Raw genomic sequence first — 18,596 nt, forward strand, 5'->3', positions numbered from 1 at the left:
TAGGAACTGATTCTCTCCTCTCCTCATATTTACTACCCTATGTAGTAATTTTACTACATGATAATCATACCGCGTATTACATACAAAATTTTGCTTTTAAATTAGATTGCACTCAAATAATATGGTTGAAAGTGAAAAAAATACTCCTTGTTGACGATTCACCCGAAATTGTTACAAGCCTTATAAGATGGTTAAATCTCCTTCAAAACTTTGAAATAATCGGAGTTGCGGAAACTGAGGCAAGTGCAGTTCAGCTTTTCAACGATAACCTTCCCGATATTGTAATCCTCGATATCAATCTGAAAAAGGGTACCGGTCTCGATGTTCTTTCAGAAATTAAAAGAAAAAGTCCGGAAACAAAGGTTATTATTCTTACAAATTATTCAATCGATATTTTTAAGAAAACGTCAATTGGTTTCGGGGCAGACTATTTTTACGATAAGACTAACGACATTGAACAGCTCATAAAAACTCTCAGCAAGCTGAAATTATAATCTCTGCGGACAGCCTGTAGTCGTATCAATTACATTTTTTTCATACTTAAACCACAAAACAATTATTAAATGTACTATAGTCAACATTTTGCACTCAGGTTAATTTGCAATCGTAATAACCGGAGAATTAGATGAACATTTTACTTTTTGAAAGTTCAAAAGAAGTAAGATCATCGCTTGTAAGGAACATTGAAGCGATAGCATACAATATAAATGTAGCGGCTGTCTCAGGAATTGACGACACTATTGATTTAATTAAAAGCCGGAGCTTTGACCTCGCAATTATAGACATGGATTATCTGCATGGCCGTTTCAGAGAGATTATTAGCCTGTTAAGGCAGAATAATCCCGATGCTGCAATAATTCTTCTGACACTATTTCCGAATATTGATATAATGAGAAAATTTATGTCGAATGGAGCCGATTTTTGTTTCGATAAAATCGGGCAGTTCGAAGAAATTCTTGAAAAGATAAGAAGTTTAATGGAAACGCAGCATTCAGTTAAATCCCGCAGAGAAATGCAGAAGATGTTTCAGATAGCTTAATAGCAGAAAGAAGGCATAATGATTAATCGTACAGACATAAAGATGAAAAATAAAAGTGAGAGAAAGTTAACTATTAGTTTTCTCATCCTTTCATTATTCCTGATCATTTCAGGTTTTATTTATTACGGTTCGCTTAAAGATGAAGCCGTAAATAATATTTACAGGGAGCTTAAACTTATTTCAGATTACAAGAACGACGAAATAGACAACTGGCTTCAGAAATCATTTGCAGATACCGAAATTTTCTTCAACAATCCGGTTGTTAAAGAAAAAGTTGAAATCTGTTTGACCAAAACCGGAATAGAATGTGAGAGTGAACATTTCAGAAAAATGTTTAAGGATTTAAAGGAACAACATTTTCTAAGTTCTGTAAATATATCCAGCCCGGAAGGTGAAATAATCCTTTCATATCCCGACGATGTTGAAGTCGACCAGCATAAAAAATTATTTATCAATCAAACTGTAACAACAAAATCAAAAATATTTACAGACATATATTTCTGTTTAAACGACAGTTCAGTGCACCTCGCCACCTATCTTCCGATTATTAAGAATGTGAACGGAACTGATTCAGTAATCGCAGTAGTAGTACTCGAGACTTCACCGGAAAAGGTCATATTCCCTCTGCTAAAGAATTACCCCGCATTTTTCGAAACGGCTGAATCATTTCTTGCAAGGAAGGATTCTTCCGGTATCCATTTTATAAGCGACTTAAGATTTATTAACAACCGCGGATTAGATTTCCGGAAACCATATACACAGAAGGATCTTCCGGCTGTTCAGGCTATAACCGGTGGGGAGAAATTTTTAAGCGGAATTGATTACAGGGAGAAAGAAGTATTTGCTGTAACAACCATAATTGAAGGATTGAACTGGATTCTGGTAACCAAAATTGATAAGGAAGAGGTTTATGCAACTCTTATTGAAAAAGGGATCTGGATTTCAATAATAATTGCAACCCTGCTGTTTACAGCCGGGACGGTTATATATAGTTACTACCGTAAAATACGTGAGGAATCCTACAAAAAAATACTTGAGGCTGAATTAAACAGAAAAGCTGTTGTAAGTCACTACGAGTCGTTTATTAAAAATGCTAATGATATTATAATTATGGCTGAGCCCTCAGGTAAAATTCTTGAGGCAAATTACAAAGCCGTTGAAACATACGGTTATTCGATTGAAGAGCTTAGAAATCTTAATCTAAGGGATCTTACAGCTAAGTCAAAAGAAAAAGCTCCTGATCATGAAAAACATAATCAGCTTTCCGGTTCCGGAAATATTTACGAAACAAAGCATATAACAAAGAGCGGAAGGACAATCGACGTTGAAGTAAGTTCCAGGGTGATAGTGATCGACAATCTCGAATTCATTCAGTGCATTGTCAGGAATATCTCCGATAGAAAATATGCCGAGGAAAAATTAAAGCAGAGCAACATTCTGCTTAAATCGATTATTGACGGCACCAAAGACGCCATATACATTAAAGATGTTGAAGGAAAATACATTCTTGCAAACAAAGCAGCCGCCGGATTTCTAGGCAAGGATGTTGAAGAAATTATCGGCAGAGACGATTCAGAATTTTTTACAGAAGGAACCGACAAAGTAATTCTTGAAAACGACAGCAAGGTTCTAAATGAGGGAATAACCGTTAAGACAGAAGAGATACTTGTAAGCGACGGCGTAAAAAGAATATTCGATGCAGTTAAATTCCCGTGGCGGGATTCGAACGGCAACATTATCGGATTGATCGGCATAAGCAGGGACTACACGGAGCGTATTGAACTTCTGAATAAATTGAAGGAGGAAAAAGCCAGGCTGAGTGCACTAATTACAACTCTTGACGAAGCGGTTTTCGAATTCGATGATAAGGGAACATACCTCGATATCTGGGCTGCGGACGAAAATGTTCTTGTTTTACCAAAGAATGAATTAATTGGCAAGAGCATATTCGATGTGATTCCTCCAGATCTTGCTGAAACGTTTGTTGATTTGATCAAAAAAGTACATATGACAGGGCAGACAGAGCATATTGAGTACAAATTAGAAGTTCTGGATGGAGAACGGTGGTTCCTCGGAAGAATTAATCCGATAGTTAGCGCCTCAGGTGAAGTGAAATCGGTTTCTTTTATAACCCGCGATATTACAAAAAGGAAGAGAGCGGAAAAGGCGCTTCTGCTGAGCGAAAGCAAATACAAAGATCTTTCGGAGCTTCTACCGCAATCAATATTCGAAGTGGATATAAGCGGAAATCTCACTTTTGCCAACGAGCTTGCATTCAGCACATTCGGATACAGCAAAGAGGATTTTTCAAAGAATTTATCTGTAATTCAGATGATTGCCCCGTCCGATAGGGAGAAGGCTAAAAGAAATCTGGAAAGGGTTCTTAGAGGCGACAAATCCGACACACACGAATACAGTGCTATGAGGAAGGACGGTTCAACGTTTCCCGTTATGGTCTTTTCGAACCGGATATTGAACGATGGCAAAGTAATCGGTTTAAGAGGCGTAATTGTCGATATTACAGAAAGGATACAGTACGAGAGAGCATTGCAGGAAAGCGAAACCAGATACCGCTCCCTTATCGAAAACTCACCTATAGCAATCGGAATATCACGCAATCTGAAATTTGTATATGTCAACCCCGCTTTTGCAAAAATGTACGGATACAATAATCCTGAAGAGCTGACTAACCGGCCGCTTTCAGACGCGGTCTCGCAAAAGGATCTTAAAGAATTTATAGACCGGGCAAGTAAAAGAGAAAAAGGATTACCCGTTGAGAATGAATATGAAGCTATCGGGCTCCGGAAAGACGGTTCAGAGTTCTACATTAATGCTGCTGTTACAAGAGTTGAACTGAGCGACGGCCCGGCTACTATCGGATTCTTTACGGATATAACTCAACGCAAATACGCTGAGAATGCGTTGAAAGAGAGCGAAGAAAAATACAGAGAGCTTTTCGATGCAAATCCGCAGCCGATGTGGGTCTACGATCTTCAAACACTCAAGTTCCTTGCTGTAAATGAGTCCGCAATCAATCATTACGGTTATACGAGAGATGAGTTTTTAAACATGACCATCAAGGAGATCCGTCCAGCTATAGATATTCCGAGATTGCTGGAAAGCATTAATGATTACCAGGGAATTGACCATGCCGGATTATGGCGCCATTTAAAGAAGGACGGTACTCAAATCGAAGTTGAAATTATCTCACACGCGATCATATTTAATGGAAGAAAAGCCGATCTCGTACTTGCCACCGATATAACCGAGAAACTTAGAGCTCAGGAGGAAGTCGTTAAATTATCCCGCGCAGTTGAACAGAGTCCCGTGGCTATTGTAATTACAAATACAGAAGGATTGATAGAATATGTAAATCCGAAGTACGAAGAATTGACCGGTTATAAATTCGAGGAAGTAAAAGATAAGAAAACAAATGTTTTAAGATCCGGGCATACTACAAAAGAGGAATACAGAAAGTTATGGGAGACAATAGTTTCCGGAAACGAATGGCGGGGTGAATTTCACAACAGGAAGAAGAACGGCGATCTCTTCTGGGCATCAACTTCGATCTCACCAATCAAAAACGGAGAGGATGAAGTAAAATATTATCTGGCTATCAAAGAAGATGTTACCGAACGGAAAGAATTGATGAATGAGCTGATACGTGCAAAGGAAAAAGCTGAACGTTCCAATGAATTGAAATCTGAATTTCTTGCCCAGGTATCGCATGAAATCAGGACTCCACTTAACGCAATGCTCAGTTATTCAAGATTTATTCAGGATGAACTGGAGGAAAACGGAATTACGAGTGAATTGATCGGGGAAAGCGTAGACGGTATACAGATCTCCGGAAAGAGGATTATTAGAACTATCGACCTAATACTTAATGTATCCGAACTTCAGACGGGTTTGTATGAATACTATCCGAAAGTAGTGAGTCTTAGAGAAGAAATATTAGGTCCTATAAAAAACGAATTTGCTCTGCTGGCCGAGGAAAAAAGAATCGATTTTAAAATCAATATAGAAACCGAGCATGATTCAGTTATTTGCGACGAATATTCGGTAGGACAGATCTTCAACAATCTGATCGATAATGCAATTAAATACACAAATGAAGGATTTGTAAAAGTTAATCTTTACCGAGATTTACAGGATAAACTTGTTGTGACAGTAGAAGATTCGGGAATCGGTATTTCCGAAGATTACCTGTCAGACCTCTTTACTCCGTTTTCACAAGAGGATCAAGGCTACTCGCGAAAGTTCGACGGTAACGGATTAGGAATGGCCCTGGTTAAAAAGTACTGCGAGCTGAACGAGATTGGTATCGATGTAGAGAGCTGTAAAGGAACCGGAACCAAATTCAGACTTACATTCCCTTCTGATAACACATTTAAGGTGAATTACAACTTTATGAATAGTATGGACCGGGAAAATAAATTTTAAGCCCTCGTAGCCCTCTCAGAGAGGATCCGCGGCCGCCCCTTTGTAATTGGCTGCGGACTCCTCTCTCCTTTATTTGACTTAGCCCGCCGGCTTTTCAATATATCTTCCAAAAATTATTATATTCGGTGAGTCAAGAAGGAACAACCATGACCAAACTCAAAACGATTCATTATACTCATCCTCTTACTTTAAAGCCTGCTGAATCGATTGAAAGATCAAAAAATTTTTTTGATCTAATGAGCAAACGGAGGACAGTAAGAGAATTCTCTTCCAGAAATATTTCCATTGACCTAATAAGGAATTGTATCTCTACCGCCGGAACATCTCCCAGCGGAGCTAACCGTCAGCCATGGCATTTTGTTATAGTGTCAGATCCTCGTATCAAGAAAAAGATTCGTGCGGCTGCTGAAGCCGAGGAAAAGGAATTCTATAACGGTAAAGCCCCTGCCGAATGGCTCGAAGCGATTGCACCGCTAGGCACAGACGAACATAAACCTTTCCTCGAAACCGCACCATACCTCATTGTGATCTTCGAAAAAAAATACGATGAGACCGGCGACAACAAAATTGTTAAGAATTATTACACAAAAGAGTCGGTAGGAATAGCAACTGGAATTCTGATTACAGCTCTTCACAATGCCGGAATTTCTACACTCACTCACACACCTGCTCCGATGAAATTTCTTAATGAGATTCTTGAGCGGCCCGATAACGAAAAACCTTTTCTGATATTAGTGGCTGGTTACCCCGAAGAAAACTGTTTAGTTCCTGAGATAAAAAGAAAGAGTCTTGATCAGATTGCCGTGTTCAGATAATAACTATTGAGTGATTATTAAATTCAGATTCAATTTTTAAACTATGTCAGTTCAGATAGAAAAACCGCAGCGGAGCTGGCAACATTCAAAGATTCAGCTCTACCTTTTCTCGGAATGGTTAAAACATGATCGGCAATATTAAGGAGTTCCTGAGAAGGGCCGTGCGCTTCGCTCGAAAAAACAATTACCGAATTTTCAGGTTTACTGAAACTGTAAAGATTCTCTCCGTTTAAATCTGTAACAAGAACTTTATAATTATTTTTTTTGAGGTGTTCAAGTTCGCCGTAGAAATTATCGAATCCAATGACATTCACATGAAATACGGAGCCGGCAGACGATCGGATAACTTTCGGATTAAATGTTTCTGCTGAGTCATTAGACGTAAACAGATAATTGATTCCGAACCAGTCGGAGGTTCTTATAATCGTACCCATATTGCCGGGATCGGAGATCGATTCAAGAGCAACGATTATTTTCTCTTTGTTAAGGTTTACCGGTTTAGGTTTAGGAATAGCGAAAACACCGATAATTCCCTGGGGTGTTTGAGTATCGGAGATTCTTTCGAGTTCGTTATGACTGATCAGTTCGACAGATAGATCTTTAAGGAGTTGGTTTTTGAAGAACGACGGATTAGTATCCCGAAATGAACCGGTAGTAAGAATTGCTTCGCAGTTTAATTTTGCGCGGAGAGCTTCGATAATAAGCTTATGACCCTCTACCAGGAACTTCTGTTCGAGGAGACGGTACTTTTTCTGGTTCAGATTCGCGAAATATTTAAGCTGATTCTTAGAAAACATTTGAATCCGGAAAATTTCCGTAATAAGTTACAAAAGTTTGCATCGAATGTTAATTTATTTTAGATTTGTGCCTCAAAATTTGGTTTATTCATCCCGCTATGCGGGAGAAGTTGCTGGCGTAGCTCAGCTGGTAGAGCAGCTGATTTGTAATCAGCCGGTCGGCGGTTCAAATCCGTCCGCCAGCTCAAAAAGCCCCGAAATCGAAAGAAATCGGGGTTTTTTATTTCCTATTCTTGGTGATCTTGCCGAAAATTTGATCTTCATGAAAGACCATTACCCTTATATTACTTTAATAATGGCCGGTTATTTACAGTTAAAGGAGATTTTCGAAGCAAAAACTATTTTTTCATAACATTACATGCAAAAGACATAGCAGCTTCTAAGCGGATATCAATTGAAACCTTGTTATGAAAAAGATAAGTAACTATGAATCCATTCTAATATCAGGAAAACATAGAAATAAATAATCACTTTACCGAAGGGATTATATAATCGGAGACAATTGTGAAAGGGGAAATAATCTCAGGGTCGTACCAGTTTCCCGCCGTTGTTACTATAATCATATTTAACGATGGAATAATAAAAATATGCTGCCCGCCCCAGCCCGCAGCAAAATAAGACGGATATGATTTCGAACCGCTGTAAAAAGTCTTCTGCCACCATTGATACCCATATCCGCCCGCCCAGGTAAATTCATTATTGTAATTGTTGGGATTGAGGGATGCCGATGTAGATATGCCGCACCATCCGGATGAAATAACATCCTCCCCCTCCCAAATTCCATTATTGAGAAAAAGCTGACCGAACTTAGCCATGTCCCTGGGGCGCAGATGAAGATCCCCGGAGCAGAGTATGACATCGCCCCTTACTATCTGCCATTCACATTGTCTGATACCGAGTTTACCGAAAAGAAATTCAGCAGCAAACTGATCAATCCTCTTATTCACCGCTTTGCTGATTATTCTTCCGAGTATGTTCGTATTGCAGTTATCATAATCAAAAACGGTTCCGGGTTCGGCGAAGAGCGGTTTGGAAAGAAGAAATCCGATCGGGTCGCTGCTTACAAAAAAACGGGTCATATCATTGCGGGAATCCGTGTATGGAAGAGATTCGTCATCGTAAGTTAGTCCCGAGGTCATAGTAAGAAGATGTTTTATTGTCATATTTCCTTTAGATGGGGATTCAGACAGGATAGACGAATACTCGGGAAAGAAATCGAATACCTTCTGATCGACCGATTGAATATAACCGAGGTCCATTGCTATCCCTAACAGCGCCGAAGTAATGCTTTTGGTAGCAGAACATAAAACGTGAAGGTCGTTAATACTATATCCGTATTCTCCGGTAAACTGACCAAGATTGAATTTTGCTCCCGGATAATATTTTTCAAAGACGAGTTTCCCGTGTCTAGCTACAAGAATACTATGAATACGGTGGTTGCTGGTAGTGTTTAAGCGGTTGATTAGTTCTTTGAATTTTGTTTCATTGAGTCCTGCCGAATTAAGCGAGGCTACTTCCCAGCCGTCGCCGGTTAATTCCGGCATCAGGATCTGAGTGACCGGTTCATTTTCATCAATGTTTGCCGAATCGCAGGTTATAATCAAGAATGAAGTGAGCAATGCAAATATTAAAAGTTTCATCATCGATCCTCAGTGATCTAACTTTTAACTATTATTATGCAGATTGAAGACCAAAAAAAATAATAGAATCGATTCTCATATACTATGCTAATAAATTAACACCTTTTTAGATTGAGGAAAACTTCAGGTTGTTCAAATGATACAGATGTTATCTCTGCAGCTTGAGGAATATTAAATTATCCGGTGAAATAAAAATTTTTCTGAATATGATACTGTAAAGTATTTAAGGAATTATTTACTTACGTGGTATTTTCAAAACATCGAGCGGTTTTAAGAGAATATTTTTCACACCGGGAATATTCTGCTCGTTAATCATAATGCTGTCATGGTTATTAAGATGAACATTAATATCGTATCCATTTAGAAGTCTTATTAAAATATTATTTTCCGTCGTTGTAAGGAATATGTTTACCCGCTTATCAAATTTGAATGTATCCTCTTTTATTTTCAGTTCAGTAACTCCTGTAAGTAGATATTTCCCCTCTGATTTAATGTAATGTTCGGCTCCGGATACTATTGTAAAATCAGTATCAATTATTTTTTCACGGTTATCAGTTTTAAACAGGTTCCAGCCGGAAAGAGGAATCTTTTTATCATCTGCATCGATAATCCTTGTTTCGAAATTTTTGAAAGGATATAAGAGCGTTTCAAAAAGATAATTATTTTTATTTCGTGCAGTAAGCTGAACAGAGCCCTTCCCACGGATACTGCTTTTAATTAAACGATCCGGCTCTTCATTCAGCTGAACGATATCAAGGCCTGATCCGTTCTGAAAAGTTGATCTTATATGCTTATTCCCTTTTTCGGAATCATAATGACCCTGCCAGATCTGATAGTAATCATGAGAATCGCTTCCGATGAACTGATCACGCACAATCCAGAACCCATCCTTTATAAAAAAGATTTCTCTCAAATATTCAACACCGAGAGAATCATAACCATTATGAGATCCGCAATAATAGTCGATGTTTTCGTCGCTGTACCACGCAAGTGTTTTAGGCGCGGGAATAAAATTCCATTTGCCGAATCCCGACTGTCCGTCATTCATTTTCCATCCTCTCGCATGCGGAATCGAATCGACTATCGCGACGTTTTTAACGAATGAATTTTTGAAGAACTCATAATCATTCAGATTATACCGCACCTGATAATTCGGAAGAATCTGATTGCCGTAAGCGTAGGCGACCAATCCAAGCATATCACCATGCTGATGATCAGGCTTCTGCTTGGATAATCCGGCACTAATTATCATATGACGGTCATCCTCTTCCCACCCGTCGCGCATAACATAATACCCGGTTTTTTCAAGCGCCTCGGATCCGCATTCGGGTTTCCGTCCTTTTGATTTAAGGAATTCCGATTGAGTTTTAGAAAAGAACCAGGAGAGTTCAGCACCTGTACTTTCCGAAGCGAAATAGCGGTAGACGGGATCGGTAAAAAGGAGCGCGCCGATCGTCATCGCATTCCTGATCTCGTTATACTCACCCCACGGCGCATCCGTATCATCCTGAAGTACAGGAAGTATTCTGCCGGGCTGAGCCATTCTGACCAGCGCATCGAACATCGAACGAAAACGGGATCTGAATTCCTGCGGCAGCTCAACTTTATTGATCATAGCAAGCTGATAGACGTAGAAATAATTATCGATATCACCCATATGATAATGGACCGATCGTTCGAACTGGAATCCGTCGTCGTTTACTTCTCTCTGAAGATGGAGAGTAAGCCCGTCAACAGCCATTTTCCGCCATTGATCCGAAACTCGGAATTCCGGAAATAAAACGGAGATTAAAAAGAGGGCGGTCAATCCTTTTGTATGATGATTTCCGTAAGAGAATTTCTTTCCCCGTTTCGCAATTTGTGCTCCTGTATGAAGAAAGGTACGGATCAATTCCGCCTGGTCATTATGCGAATACTCTTCACTTGCAAGATAGAGAGCGTGGACAAAGAGCCAGTTCTGAACTCTGTATCCGGCATGGAATACCTCGTAAACCGCATTCCCTTTATCGTCGTATCTTTTTTTCGTAAAAGCATCGTTCAACGATTTGACCTGGTCTATAAAGTAGCGGACTCTTCCTGATTTTTCATTTTCGTAAAAGTAGGCAAACGCGGCATTGATTGATTTATGCTGCCGGGCGAGATGCCGCAATTCATACGCGCTTACATTTTCCCCTTTCAGATTTGTGGAAGGTAATTCCCATTTTGCTGAGGCGGGGAAGAGTGTGCTGTGTTCATCAGCTCTTCGTATATGAGACGATCTTTCATTCGGATATTTCTTTGAGTATTCTGAAAACCGTTCCCTGAAATTCTTCCAGCTGAAATAATATCTCTCCGAAAATTTCTCCTTGAAATAATCCGCCAGCAAACGAATCCCATTTTCAAGATTTCCTTTATCTCGCTCCCGGTAAACCTGTTCCAATCCAGGGATACTGGACTTAAGCGAATAGAGAAGATCTCCGTCGGAAGGAATTATATCCGGATTAATTTTATCTACCTGTGAGAAGGAATAAGAGCTAATTATGAAAAATAGAGCGAAGAGAAATTCTTTCATTTAATATTTTCCCTGAATACTTGAAGATTATTTTTCCCGGTTATCCGTTCTGAAGGGAGAAGCCGGAAGTCCGCCTTTGTTATAAAGGTTTCCCGTGGGATTATCACCCCATGCATACCTGAGTGCAGAAGGTTTTGTAATCTTATCGGACCATACAATTACTTTATTGTTCTCAATTACAGCTTCGGCATCAACAAACTCCCAATCGTCGGAAGCTATCCGGAAGCCCTTTAACTTACCGTCACCCATTGCCGTCAATCCTTCGCCGTAATAGAAGTCCAGAATAACTTTATTTTCATCAATACGATGTGATTTATAAATAGGTCCGGAGAAGACCAGATTTTTCTTGCCATAAGCATTTGCAAGCGCGATCAGTGCAAGTCTGTATCCAACATCAGTTTTGTTCTTCGGATGAAGATCCATCGGATCTCCAACATCAATGGTTACCGCCATTCCTGTATTAGGAACCGAAAGAGTATGAAGCTGTGCTTCTCTCAGTTCAGGCCAGCCGCTGCCGGATGGTTCCGGCTCCCTCGCGAAATTAGGAAGCTGTACAAAATAGAACGGGAATTGTCCTACACCCCATACATCCCTCCAGTTTTTAATCATCGCTGGAAATAGTTTTTTATATTCACCGGGTCTTCCGACATTTGATTCCCCCTGGTACCAGATCACTCCTCTGATACCATATGGAGCCAGAGGATAGATCATTCCATTGTAAAGTCCGTAAGGTGTATTCCTGCCGCCCGGAGCAGTGGGAAGTCCGGGTTTTCTAGGGGGCGCAAATCCAAGCGATACCGACTTTGCAGAATCCTCTTTCCATTTGAGAAGCAGTTTCTCCTTGTTCAGATTAAAATCATTCAATACAGCAGGATACTCTTCAACAATCTTTTCCCATCTTTGAAACACCTGTTCAAATTCGGGATCAGATTCAAGAGTTTCTTTAGATATCCATGCTTCTATCGGTGTACCGCCCCAGGAGGAGTGGATCAATCCTATAGTAACATTGATCTCATTTATCAGGTTTTTGGCGAAATGATAAGCGACCGCAGAAAAGTTTTTTACATTTTCGGGAGAGCAGGCTTTCCAGACACCTTCACAATTTTCAAGCGGTATTGGAGAGGATTTATGAGCGACGGTAAACAATCTGATTCTGGTATCGTTAGCATTTTTTATTTCCGCTTCACCGTTCTCCGATTTAATTAACTGAAACTCCATGTTGCTCTGCCCGGAACAGAGCCAAACTTCACCTACAGAAACATTCGTAAACTTAACCGTATCCTTACCTGATGATACGGTCATTTCATAATTTTCTCCGGCACTCATTTCATTTAGAAATAATTTCCATTTGCCGTCAGCATCTGCATATGTCGATTTCAGATTCGAGCCGATCCTCACATCAACTTTTCTCCCGGCTTCCGCTTTACCCCATACAGGTATTTTCGAATCTCTTTGAAGCACCATATTATCGGAAAACAAGGCGTGAAGACTCAAAACCGTTTGTGCAGATACAACGGTTCCGAGTAAAATCAGAAATATTATAACCGGAAAGAATAATGACCGTTTCATTTTATTTTTCCTTGATTAATGTTTCTCAACTGGTGCAATGTTTTTTGCCAGAGTATAAACCGCAAGGACACCAAGCGGAACGAATACGGCAATCATAATAAAAATCGGGATATATGAGATCTCCGATATTACCGGTACAAGAAAATTCATTATTATAACAGAGAAGACGCCCACCATTCCGCCGAGCCCGGCAAGCGAGCCGACAGACTTACCGCTGAAAAGGTCGCTCGGTATAGTCTGAATATTACCGATAGCAAACTGAAATCCGAAGAGAACAAACGCTACGATTATTACAAACTTCAGAGCTGTATCCGCTAACAGAATGGTTGCAAGCAAACCAGTGAACATCACTACAGCACCGATAACTATAGCAGTTTTTCTAGCTCTGTTAACAGTTAATCCTTTTGAAATCAACTTACCGGCATAATAACCTCCGGATAAACTTCCAACAGCCGCTCCGACGTATGGGACCCATGCAAAAAATCCGATCTCCTTTACATTGAATCCGTATACATCAGCAAGATAAAGGGGCATCCAACCAACGAAGAGCCACCAGATCGGTTCCAGAAAAAATCTGGAAACTAGAACAGCCCACGATTCCCTGAACGATAGGATCTCTTTTAGAGTAAGTCCTTTTCTGCCCGGATCATTCTTATCGAGTACGTGTTGACCTTCGAGGATAAACTCTTTCTCCTTTTCGGTAATCCAGGGATGGTGCGATGGAAGTTTTTTATTTATTATCAGCCAGGGAATAATCCATAGTATTCCGAATGATCCGACAATCATAAATGTTGTCTGCCAGCCGAATGCAGCCCATAAAGTTGCGATGAGAGGAGGCGCAATTACGGATCCTATCGAAGCTCCTGAATTGAAGATCCCCTGCGCAACAGCCCGTTCCTTAATCGGGAACCATTCCGCGTTGCTCTTAACGGCGCCGGGCCAGTTACCGGCCTCACCGAGTCCAAGCGTTATTCTCAAAAATCCGAACGATAAAATGCTTCTTGCAAATGAATGAAGAAATGAGGAAATACCCCAGAGTGTTATGGTCATAACATAACCGATCCGGGTTCCTACTTTATCGAAAATCTTTCCGGACAGGAGCTGACCGATAGCATAGGCAATCATAAAGAGATTGAGTATAATCGCATAATCACCTTTATCCATTCCCAGGTCTTCGGAAATACTCGGCCACATCAGACTGAGAGAACTTCGATCTATATAATTGATTATAGTAGCAAGCGCGATTAATCCGATAATCCACCAGCGGAGACCTTTAATTTTCATTTTGATTTCCCGATTAGTTAAATAATTATTTGGTATAGCCGGAAATTCCAGCCATAAAATCCTCTCTAATAGGACTGAAGACGTCTATCAGCATTCCCTCTTCGAGGCAAATCGCACCGTGTTCAATTTCCGGAGGAATATAAAATCCATCTCCGCCGGAAAGTATTTTAGTTTCATTACCGACAGTCACTTCAAATTTTCCGCTAACTACATAAGTAGTCTGGCTGTGTCTGTGTTTATGCCGCGCTCCAATTCCGCCTTTATCGAAATGGACCTGGACCATCATTATTTCATCATTATAGCCCATAAATTTTCTTTTCATACCGGGCGCTACCTGTTCCCATTCCATTCCGGCAGTTTCTATAAAAAGATTACTTTCGAATTTCATATTTACCTCGTTTATTTTTGTAAGAAAATTGGACCCTGCCATTTATATTTAATCCCTCCGGATTCAATAACGTGTTCTTTATTCCGGTCGGCATCTCTGTTTGCTATCATAAGAATCCAGTTAATCCCCTTGTTGCCGTTAATTTTTATGACAGTATATTCTTCAGTATCAAAAACAACAGATACTTTCTGAATTGTACTGTAAGAATCTTTTGTAAACTCGAGTGTAGGATCAAACACTCCGTGAGATTCAATAACTGAAGCAAAAGTATAATCCTTGGCATTTTTTCTGATCAGTATACCCGGTTCATTTCTCAGGTTGAAATTCGGATCGCTTCCGCCTATTCTTGTAAAAATTATATTAGCTGTTGAATCGGCAGAATTAATAATCGAATAGAAACGGTTTTTATTCCACCATGTAACAATAAACCCGTCTTCTGTTTTTCCTTCAGCCTCTTTCCACAAATGCTGGTAGCCGTTCTTTTTCCCGAGTAGAGTCCGTTCGGATGTAAACGGATTGTATTTAAAACTGGAACTGATGAAATGCCCCATATAATAGAAAGGGAGATCGTATTGATGTTCTTTTTCTGAAAGGACTTTAAATACATCTATAACAGCAGGTCTGTAAAGGTTTTTATCCTTTACTAGAATCATTGTCCTCTGCATTTCAACTCCGGGGTAGGCATCCTTGTCAACCGCGCTCATATACTGGAAATCGGGATTTGAAGAGTCGTAGAGATAATTCTCAGGGTGATATTTTTCTGATACTTCCTGTTCGCCATTGAAGTGGGATTTCTCATCAACTACAAGAGTGTTGTGGGCGATAGTCTGAAGCGCATAGGATTTATTTTCCGGCAGATATCTTCCGCCGAATTTCTGTTCAATATTAATAAACCTTGCAGCTCCGTAATCCTGAATAATTTCCTCTCCCTGATCATAAAAGAGAAAATGGAGTTTATCATAATGACCGTGTGACAATCCGTGCGATGTGTATTTGAAAAGTAGTGTCTGCATATCATCTTTGTTTCCATGCCGGAAAATTCCAACTCCTCCCTTCAATCCGTCACCGCCGTCGGTATATTGAACGCTCTTCCACTCAAAACCCGGAATTACTTTTGTTTCCTGAAAACCTTTCGCCACAAGGAGTCCCGCGCCGGTTAATGAAACCCTGTTGTGTTGTCTTGCAAGACTTAATAATTGTTTATCCTGTCCATACCGTTCATACACAAAATTCAGTCCGAGAATTATTTCCGGAGAGAGCCATGTCTTTTCTTTGAGTGCATCGTTAATCGGCATGAATGCACCGTTCGAATACGTCATTTGAAGGGCCGAATAGAATGCCTTCTTAATTATCTGATCGCGGTAATCGTAAATATTCAAATCAGTCAGATTGTTGGCGAGGGCTTCAGCGAAAATAAAAAACGGCCAGAGTGCATATCGTACGTAATAGCCTCCCTCGGTGTAATAGCCATCGGGCGAGAATAGCTGATCAAGCTGAGGAATGAAACCGCCGTGTTTATCGAGCTTAGATCCGTAAAGAGCTTTCTGAACATATTCATCTATTCCAAGTACGAGACCTGTCATACCGACCGCAGTAACCGTCCAAGTTCCGTGGTTATGGATTCTATCGAACTCCTCCTCGCAGTCGATCATAAAAAAACGGGCCATCGGTATAAAAATATTTTTTTCATACCTTGCCCTCTCCTCACCCGAAAGCCAATCATAAATACAATCATATGCCTGAATAGTATGTGTAAGCCAGACTGTTTCGTTAAGAGTCTGCCAGAAGAGACGTCCTCCCGATTCGATTTTTGCTTCAGGATGAGATTTAAGTCCGGGATACATATCCGCGTATTTATCGAGCATGCTTTTTATAAATCGGGCATATTTTTCATCACCTGTTACCTGGTACATAAAGCCGGCGATATGCATTTCGTTATAATTCTGTTTGTGCTTTTCGTGAGTATAGCCCCCGCCCGCATCTTTTGGATAAGGCACATCGATCGGTTTAGAGAGAGCCTCATCAAGCGCCTTTTTTGCATCGTTAAATGATTTTGTGAAGAGATCATAATTATTGAGATTCTGCTTTATCTTCACAACATCGGATTTCGTAAGAAGTAGATTCGGATGAGTTTTTTGAGCAAAGAGAAGAGGAACAATTATAAAAAACAGAAACGTTATTTTTTTTATTGAGATCATTATTGCTCCGTTTGCTTATACAAAATAAGTACCGCCGTTTATATCCACAGAAGCACCTGTAATAAATGAAGAAGCATCCGATGCAAGGAAAGCAACGAGCTGAGCAACTTCCGGGGCTTCCCCTTCTCTTCTGAGAGGTGTGGAGGCAGCGACATTTTTTCTGACTTCAGGTTTTGTGAACGTATTATGAAAAGTAGTGTTTATCATTCCCGGCGAAACAGCATTAACCCTTATCTTCTGAGGACCTAGTTCCTTGGCTAGACTTCTAGTATATGTAAGAACGCCGCCTTTAGATGTTGCATATGCTGAAGCCCCGGGTCCGCCGCCATCGCGGGCTGCCTGGGAAGTGAAATTTACAATCGAGCCCCCTTCACCCATATAAGGGAGAACGGCTTTTGTTACAAGAAATACGGATGTTAGATTAAGTGTAATCACAAAATTCCAGAAACCGGCATCCATCTCTAATGTAGACTTGCGCCCCACTAATCCGCCCGCTACGTTTACAAGTATATCGATCCGGCTGCCGAATTCTTTAACGCAACTATCTACAAGGTTTTTAATATCAGTTTCATTAGTCATATCACCCTGTACAATAATTGCTTTTCCTTTTTTACTCTGTATCAGTTTAAGTGTTTCTTCAGCATCCTCTTCGTTATCAAAATAATTTATGCATACCGAGGCACCTCTTTCGGCGAGCAAAAGAGAGACCTCCCGACCTATATCGCGTGCACCTCCCGTTACAACTGCAACCCTGCCCATCAAATCGTTCATTTCAAAATCTCCTTGTAAAAAAAATGATATTTAGTTATTAATAATTAATTATTTATCAGCGTTCGACCCTTCCGGATCCGCCGCTCTTTATAAGTTTTTCAACTTCATCGGTGGAGACATGATTAAAATCCCCGGGGATTGTCTGCTTTAGGCATGACGCTGCAACAGCAAATTCGAGTGCGTCTTTTGTGTTGTTCTTAGTAAGCAGTCCGTAAATTAATCCGGAGGCAAAAGCATCGCCGCCCCCAACCCTGTCAACAATCTGAATATCATATCGTGTTGAGCGATACGGCTCGATGCAGTCCTTTGAATCGGCAAGCAAAGCGCTCCATCCATTTCTGGATGCCGAATAACTTTCTCTTAACGTAAATGCAACCGTTTCAAAATTAAATTTCGATTTAAGCGATTTTGCCAGCTCGAAATATCCCGACTCATCGAGTTCGGCTTTATGTATATCTGTGTTATGAGGTTTCATACCGAGACTTTTTTCAGCATCCTCTTCGTTGGCTATGCATACATCAACATATTCCATAAGAGGAATCATCACATCCTGGGCTTCTTTTTCTGTCCATAGCTTTGCCCTGAAATTCAGGTCGCAGCTTATCCTTGCGCCGTTTTCCTTTGCTTTCCTGCATGCTTCTGTTAAAGATTCGCGCGCATTAGCTCCGAGTGCAGGTGTAATTCCGGTAAAATGAAACCAGGAAGCTCCCTTCATAACAACGTCCCAGTTGATATCACCGGATTTAATCTGGCTTACGGAGGAATTTGAGCGGTCGTAAATTACTTTGGATGCTCTCTGGCTCGCGCCTGTTTCAAGGAAATAGATTCCGACCCGTTCCCCGCCTCTCGAGATATAATCTGTCTTTACTCCGTATCTCCGGAGGTGATTAACTGCGGACTGACCGATTTCATGTTTGGGAAGTTTTGTTACGAAATAACTCTCGATTCCGAAATTAGAGAGCGACGCAGCTACATTTGCCTCACCGCCTCCGTATGTGACATCAAAGTTCTGCGACTGTACAAATCTTTCAAAGTTCGGAGTGCTGAGGCGGAGCATTATCTCCCCGAATGTTACTACTTTTTTTCCCATTCCTGATTCTC

Annotated in this window: 13 protein-coding genes and 1 tRNA gene; 5 read left to right on the forward strand and 9 right to left on the reverse strand. The window is 40.4% G+C overall.

Going from position 1 to position 18,596, the window contains the following annotated elements; all coding sequences use genetic code 11:
• Positions 1-131: 131 nt before the first annotated feature.
• The 4 genes from PLZ15_02890 (at position 132) to PLZ15_02905 (ending at position 6,297) form a co-directional block, all read left to right on the forward strand.
• A complete protein-coding gene (locus tag PLZ15_02890) occupies positions 132-494 on the forward strand; it encodes a response regulator transcription factor (GenBank protein HOI28681.1) in 363 nt (120 codons plus the stop codon).
• Between the two features lie 131 nt (positions 495-625).
• Entirely contained in the window at positions 626-1,039 is a 414-nt protein-coding gene (locus tag PLZ15_02895) for a response regulator (GenBank protein ID HOI28682.1), read from the forward strand.
• A gap of 18 nt (positions 1,040-1,057) precedes the next feature.
• Entirely contained in the window at positions 1,058-5,482 is a 4,425-nt protein-coding gene (locus tag PLZ15_02900; GenBank protein HOI28683.1) for a PAS domain S-box protein, read from the forward strand.
• 146 nt (positions 5,483-5,628) lie between these two features.
• On the forward strand, positions 5,629-6,297 hold the full coding sequence (locus PLZ15_02905) for a nitroreductase family protein (GenBank protein ID HOI28684.1): 669 nt from the start codon (positions 5,629-5,631) through the stop codon (positions 6,295-6,297).
• A gap of 41 nt (positions 6,298-6,338) precedes the next feature.
• Here PLZ15_02905 and PLZ15_02910 read toward each other — a convergent pair whose 3' ends face one another.
• Entirely contained in the window at positions 6,339-7,094 is a 756-nt protein-coding gene (locus PLZ15_02910) for an RNA methyltransferase (GenBank protein HOI28685.1), read from the reverse strand.
• Positions 7,095-7,206: 112 nt separating this feature from the next.
• On the opposite strand from PLZ15_02910, the gene PLZ15_02915 reads away from it, so the two are divergent.
• A tRNA-Thr gene (locus tag PLZ15_02915) sits at positions 7,207-7,279 on the forward strand.
• A gap of 282 nt (positions 7,280-7,561) precedes the next feature.
• Here the strand turns inward: PLZ15_02915 and PLZ15_02920 are convergent.
• The 8 genes from PLZ15_02920 to PLZ15_02955 all read right to left on the reverse strand — a co-directional run bounded on the left by PLZ15_02920 (position 7,562) and on the right by PLZ15_02955 (position 18,585).
• Entirely contained in the window at positions 7,562-8,737 is a 1,176-nt protein-coding gene (locus PLZ15_02920) for a serine hydrolase (GenBank protein HOI28686.1), read from the reverse strand.
• A gap of 232 nt (positions 8,738-8,969) precedes the next feature.
• Positions 8,970-11,285, reverse strand: coding sequence for a heparinase II/III family protein (locus PLZ15_02925; protein HOI28687.1), 2,316 nt, complete (start codon positions 11,283-11,285; stop codon positions 8,970-8,972).
• 27 nt (positions 11,286-11,312) lie between these two features.
• On the reverse strand, positions 11,313-12,854 hold the full coding sequence (locus PLZ15_02930; GenBank protein ID HOI28688.1) for a sialate O-acetylesterase: 1,542 nt from the start codon (positions 12,852-12,854) through the stop codon (positions 11,313-11,315).
• 15 nt (positions 12,855-12,869) lie between these two features.
• Positions 12,870-14,138: an MFS transporter gene (locus PLZ15_02935; GenBank protein HOI28689.1), complete on the reverse strand. Its 1,269-nt coding sequence runs from the start codon at positions 14,136-14,138 to the stop codon at positions 12,870-12,872.
• A gap of 25 nt (positions 14,139-14,163) precedes the next feature.
• On the reverse strand, positions 14,164-14,568 hold the full coding sequence (locus PLZ15_02940) for a cupin domain-containing protein (GenBank protein ID HOI28690.1): 405 nt from the start codon (positions 14,566-14,568) through the stop codon (positions 14,164-14,166).
• Complete coding sequence (locus PLZ15_02945) at positions 14,538-16,724, reverse strand: heparinase II/III family protein (protein ID HOI28691.1); 2,187 nt, start codon at positions 16,722-16,724, stop codon at positions 14,538-14,540. Before PLZ15_02945 ends, PLZ15_02940 begins: the two co-directional genes overlap by 31 nt.
• Before the next feature lie 15 nt (positions 16,725-16,739).
• Positions 16,740-17,495: a glucose 1-dehydrogenase gene (locus PLZ15_02950; protein HOI28692.1), complete on the reverse strand. Its 756-nt coding sequence runs from the start codon at positions 17,493-17,495 to the stop codon at positions 16,740-16,742.
• Between the two features lie 55 nt (positions 17,496-17,550).
• Positions 17,551-18,585, reverse strand: a complete 1,035-nt coding sequence (locus PLZ15_02955; GenBank protein HOI28693.1) for a sugar kinase — start codon at positions 18,583-18,585, stop codon at positions 17,551-17,553.
• Positions 18,586-18,596 lie beyond the last annotated feature (11 nt).

It is taken from the genome of Melioribacteraceae bacterium (assembly GCA_035362835.1).
GTDB lineage: Bacteria > Bacteroidota > Ignavibacteria > Ignavibacteriales > Melioribacteraceae > DSXH01.

What these genes read in the sequence shown, in the direction of transcription:
- PLZ15_02940 (HOI28690.1), bottom strand. Translation starts at nt 14,568, where the DNA reads ATGGCAGGGTCCAATTTTCTTACAAAAATAAACGAGGTAAATATGAAA.
- PLZ15_02905 (HOI28684.1), top strand. Translation starts at nt 5,629, where the DNA reads ATGACCAAACTCAAAACGATTCATTATACTCATCCTCTTACTTTAAAG.
- PLZ15_02900 (HOI28683.1), top strand. Translation starts at nt 1,058, where the DNA reads ATGATTAATCGTACAGACATAAAGATGAAAAATAAAAGTGAGAGAAAG.
- PLZ15_02935 (HOI28689.1), bottom strand. Translation starts at nt 14,138, where the DNA reads ATGAAAATTAAAGGTCTCCGCTGGTGGATTATCGGATTAATCGCGCTT.
- PLZ15_02895 (HOI28682.1), top strand. Translation starts at nt 626, where the DNA reads ATGAACATTTTACTTTTTGAAAGTTCAAAAGAAGTAAGATCATCGCTT.
- PLZ15_02925 (HOI28687.1), bottom strand. Translation starts at nt 11,285, where the DNA reads ATGAAAGAATTTCTCTTCGCTCTATTTTTCATAATTAGCTCTTATTCC.
- PLZ15_02945 (HOI28691.1), bottom strand. Translation starts at nt 16,724, where the DNA reads ATGATCTCAATAAAAAAAATAACGTTTCTGTTTTTTATAATTGTTCCT.
- PLZ15_02930 (HOI28688.1), bottom strand. Translation starts at nt 12,854, where the DNA reads ATGAAACGGTCATTATTCTTTCCGGTTATAATATTTCTGATTTTACTC.
- PLZ15_02950 (HOI28692.1), bottom strand. Translation starts at nt 17,495, where the DNA reads ATGAACGATTTGATGGGCAGGGTTGCAGTTGTAACGGGAGGTGCACGC.
- PLZ15_02955 (HOI28693.1), bottom strand. Translation starts at nt 18,585, where the DNA reads ATGGGAAAAAAAGTAGTAACATTCGGGGAGATAATGCTCCGCCTCAGC.
- PLZ15_02920 (HOI28686.1), bottom strand. Translation starts at nt 8,737, where the DNA reads ATGATGAAACTTTTAATATTTGCATTGCTCACTTCATTCTTGATTATA.
- PLZ15_02910 (HOI28685.1), bottom strand. Translation starts at nt 7,094, where the DNA reads ATGTTTTCTAAGAATCAGCTTAAATATTTCGCGAATCTGAACCAGAAA.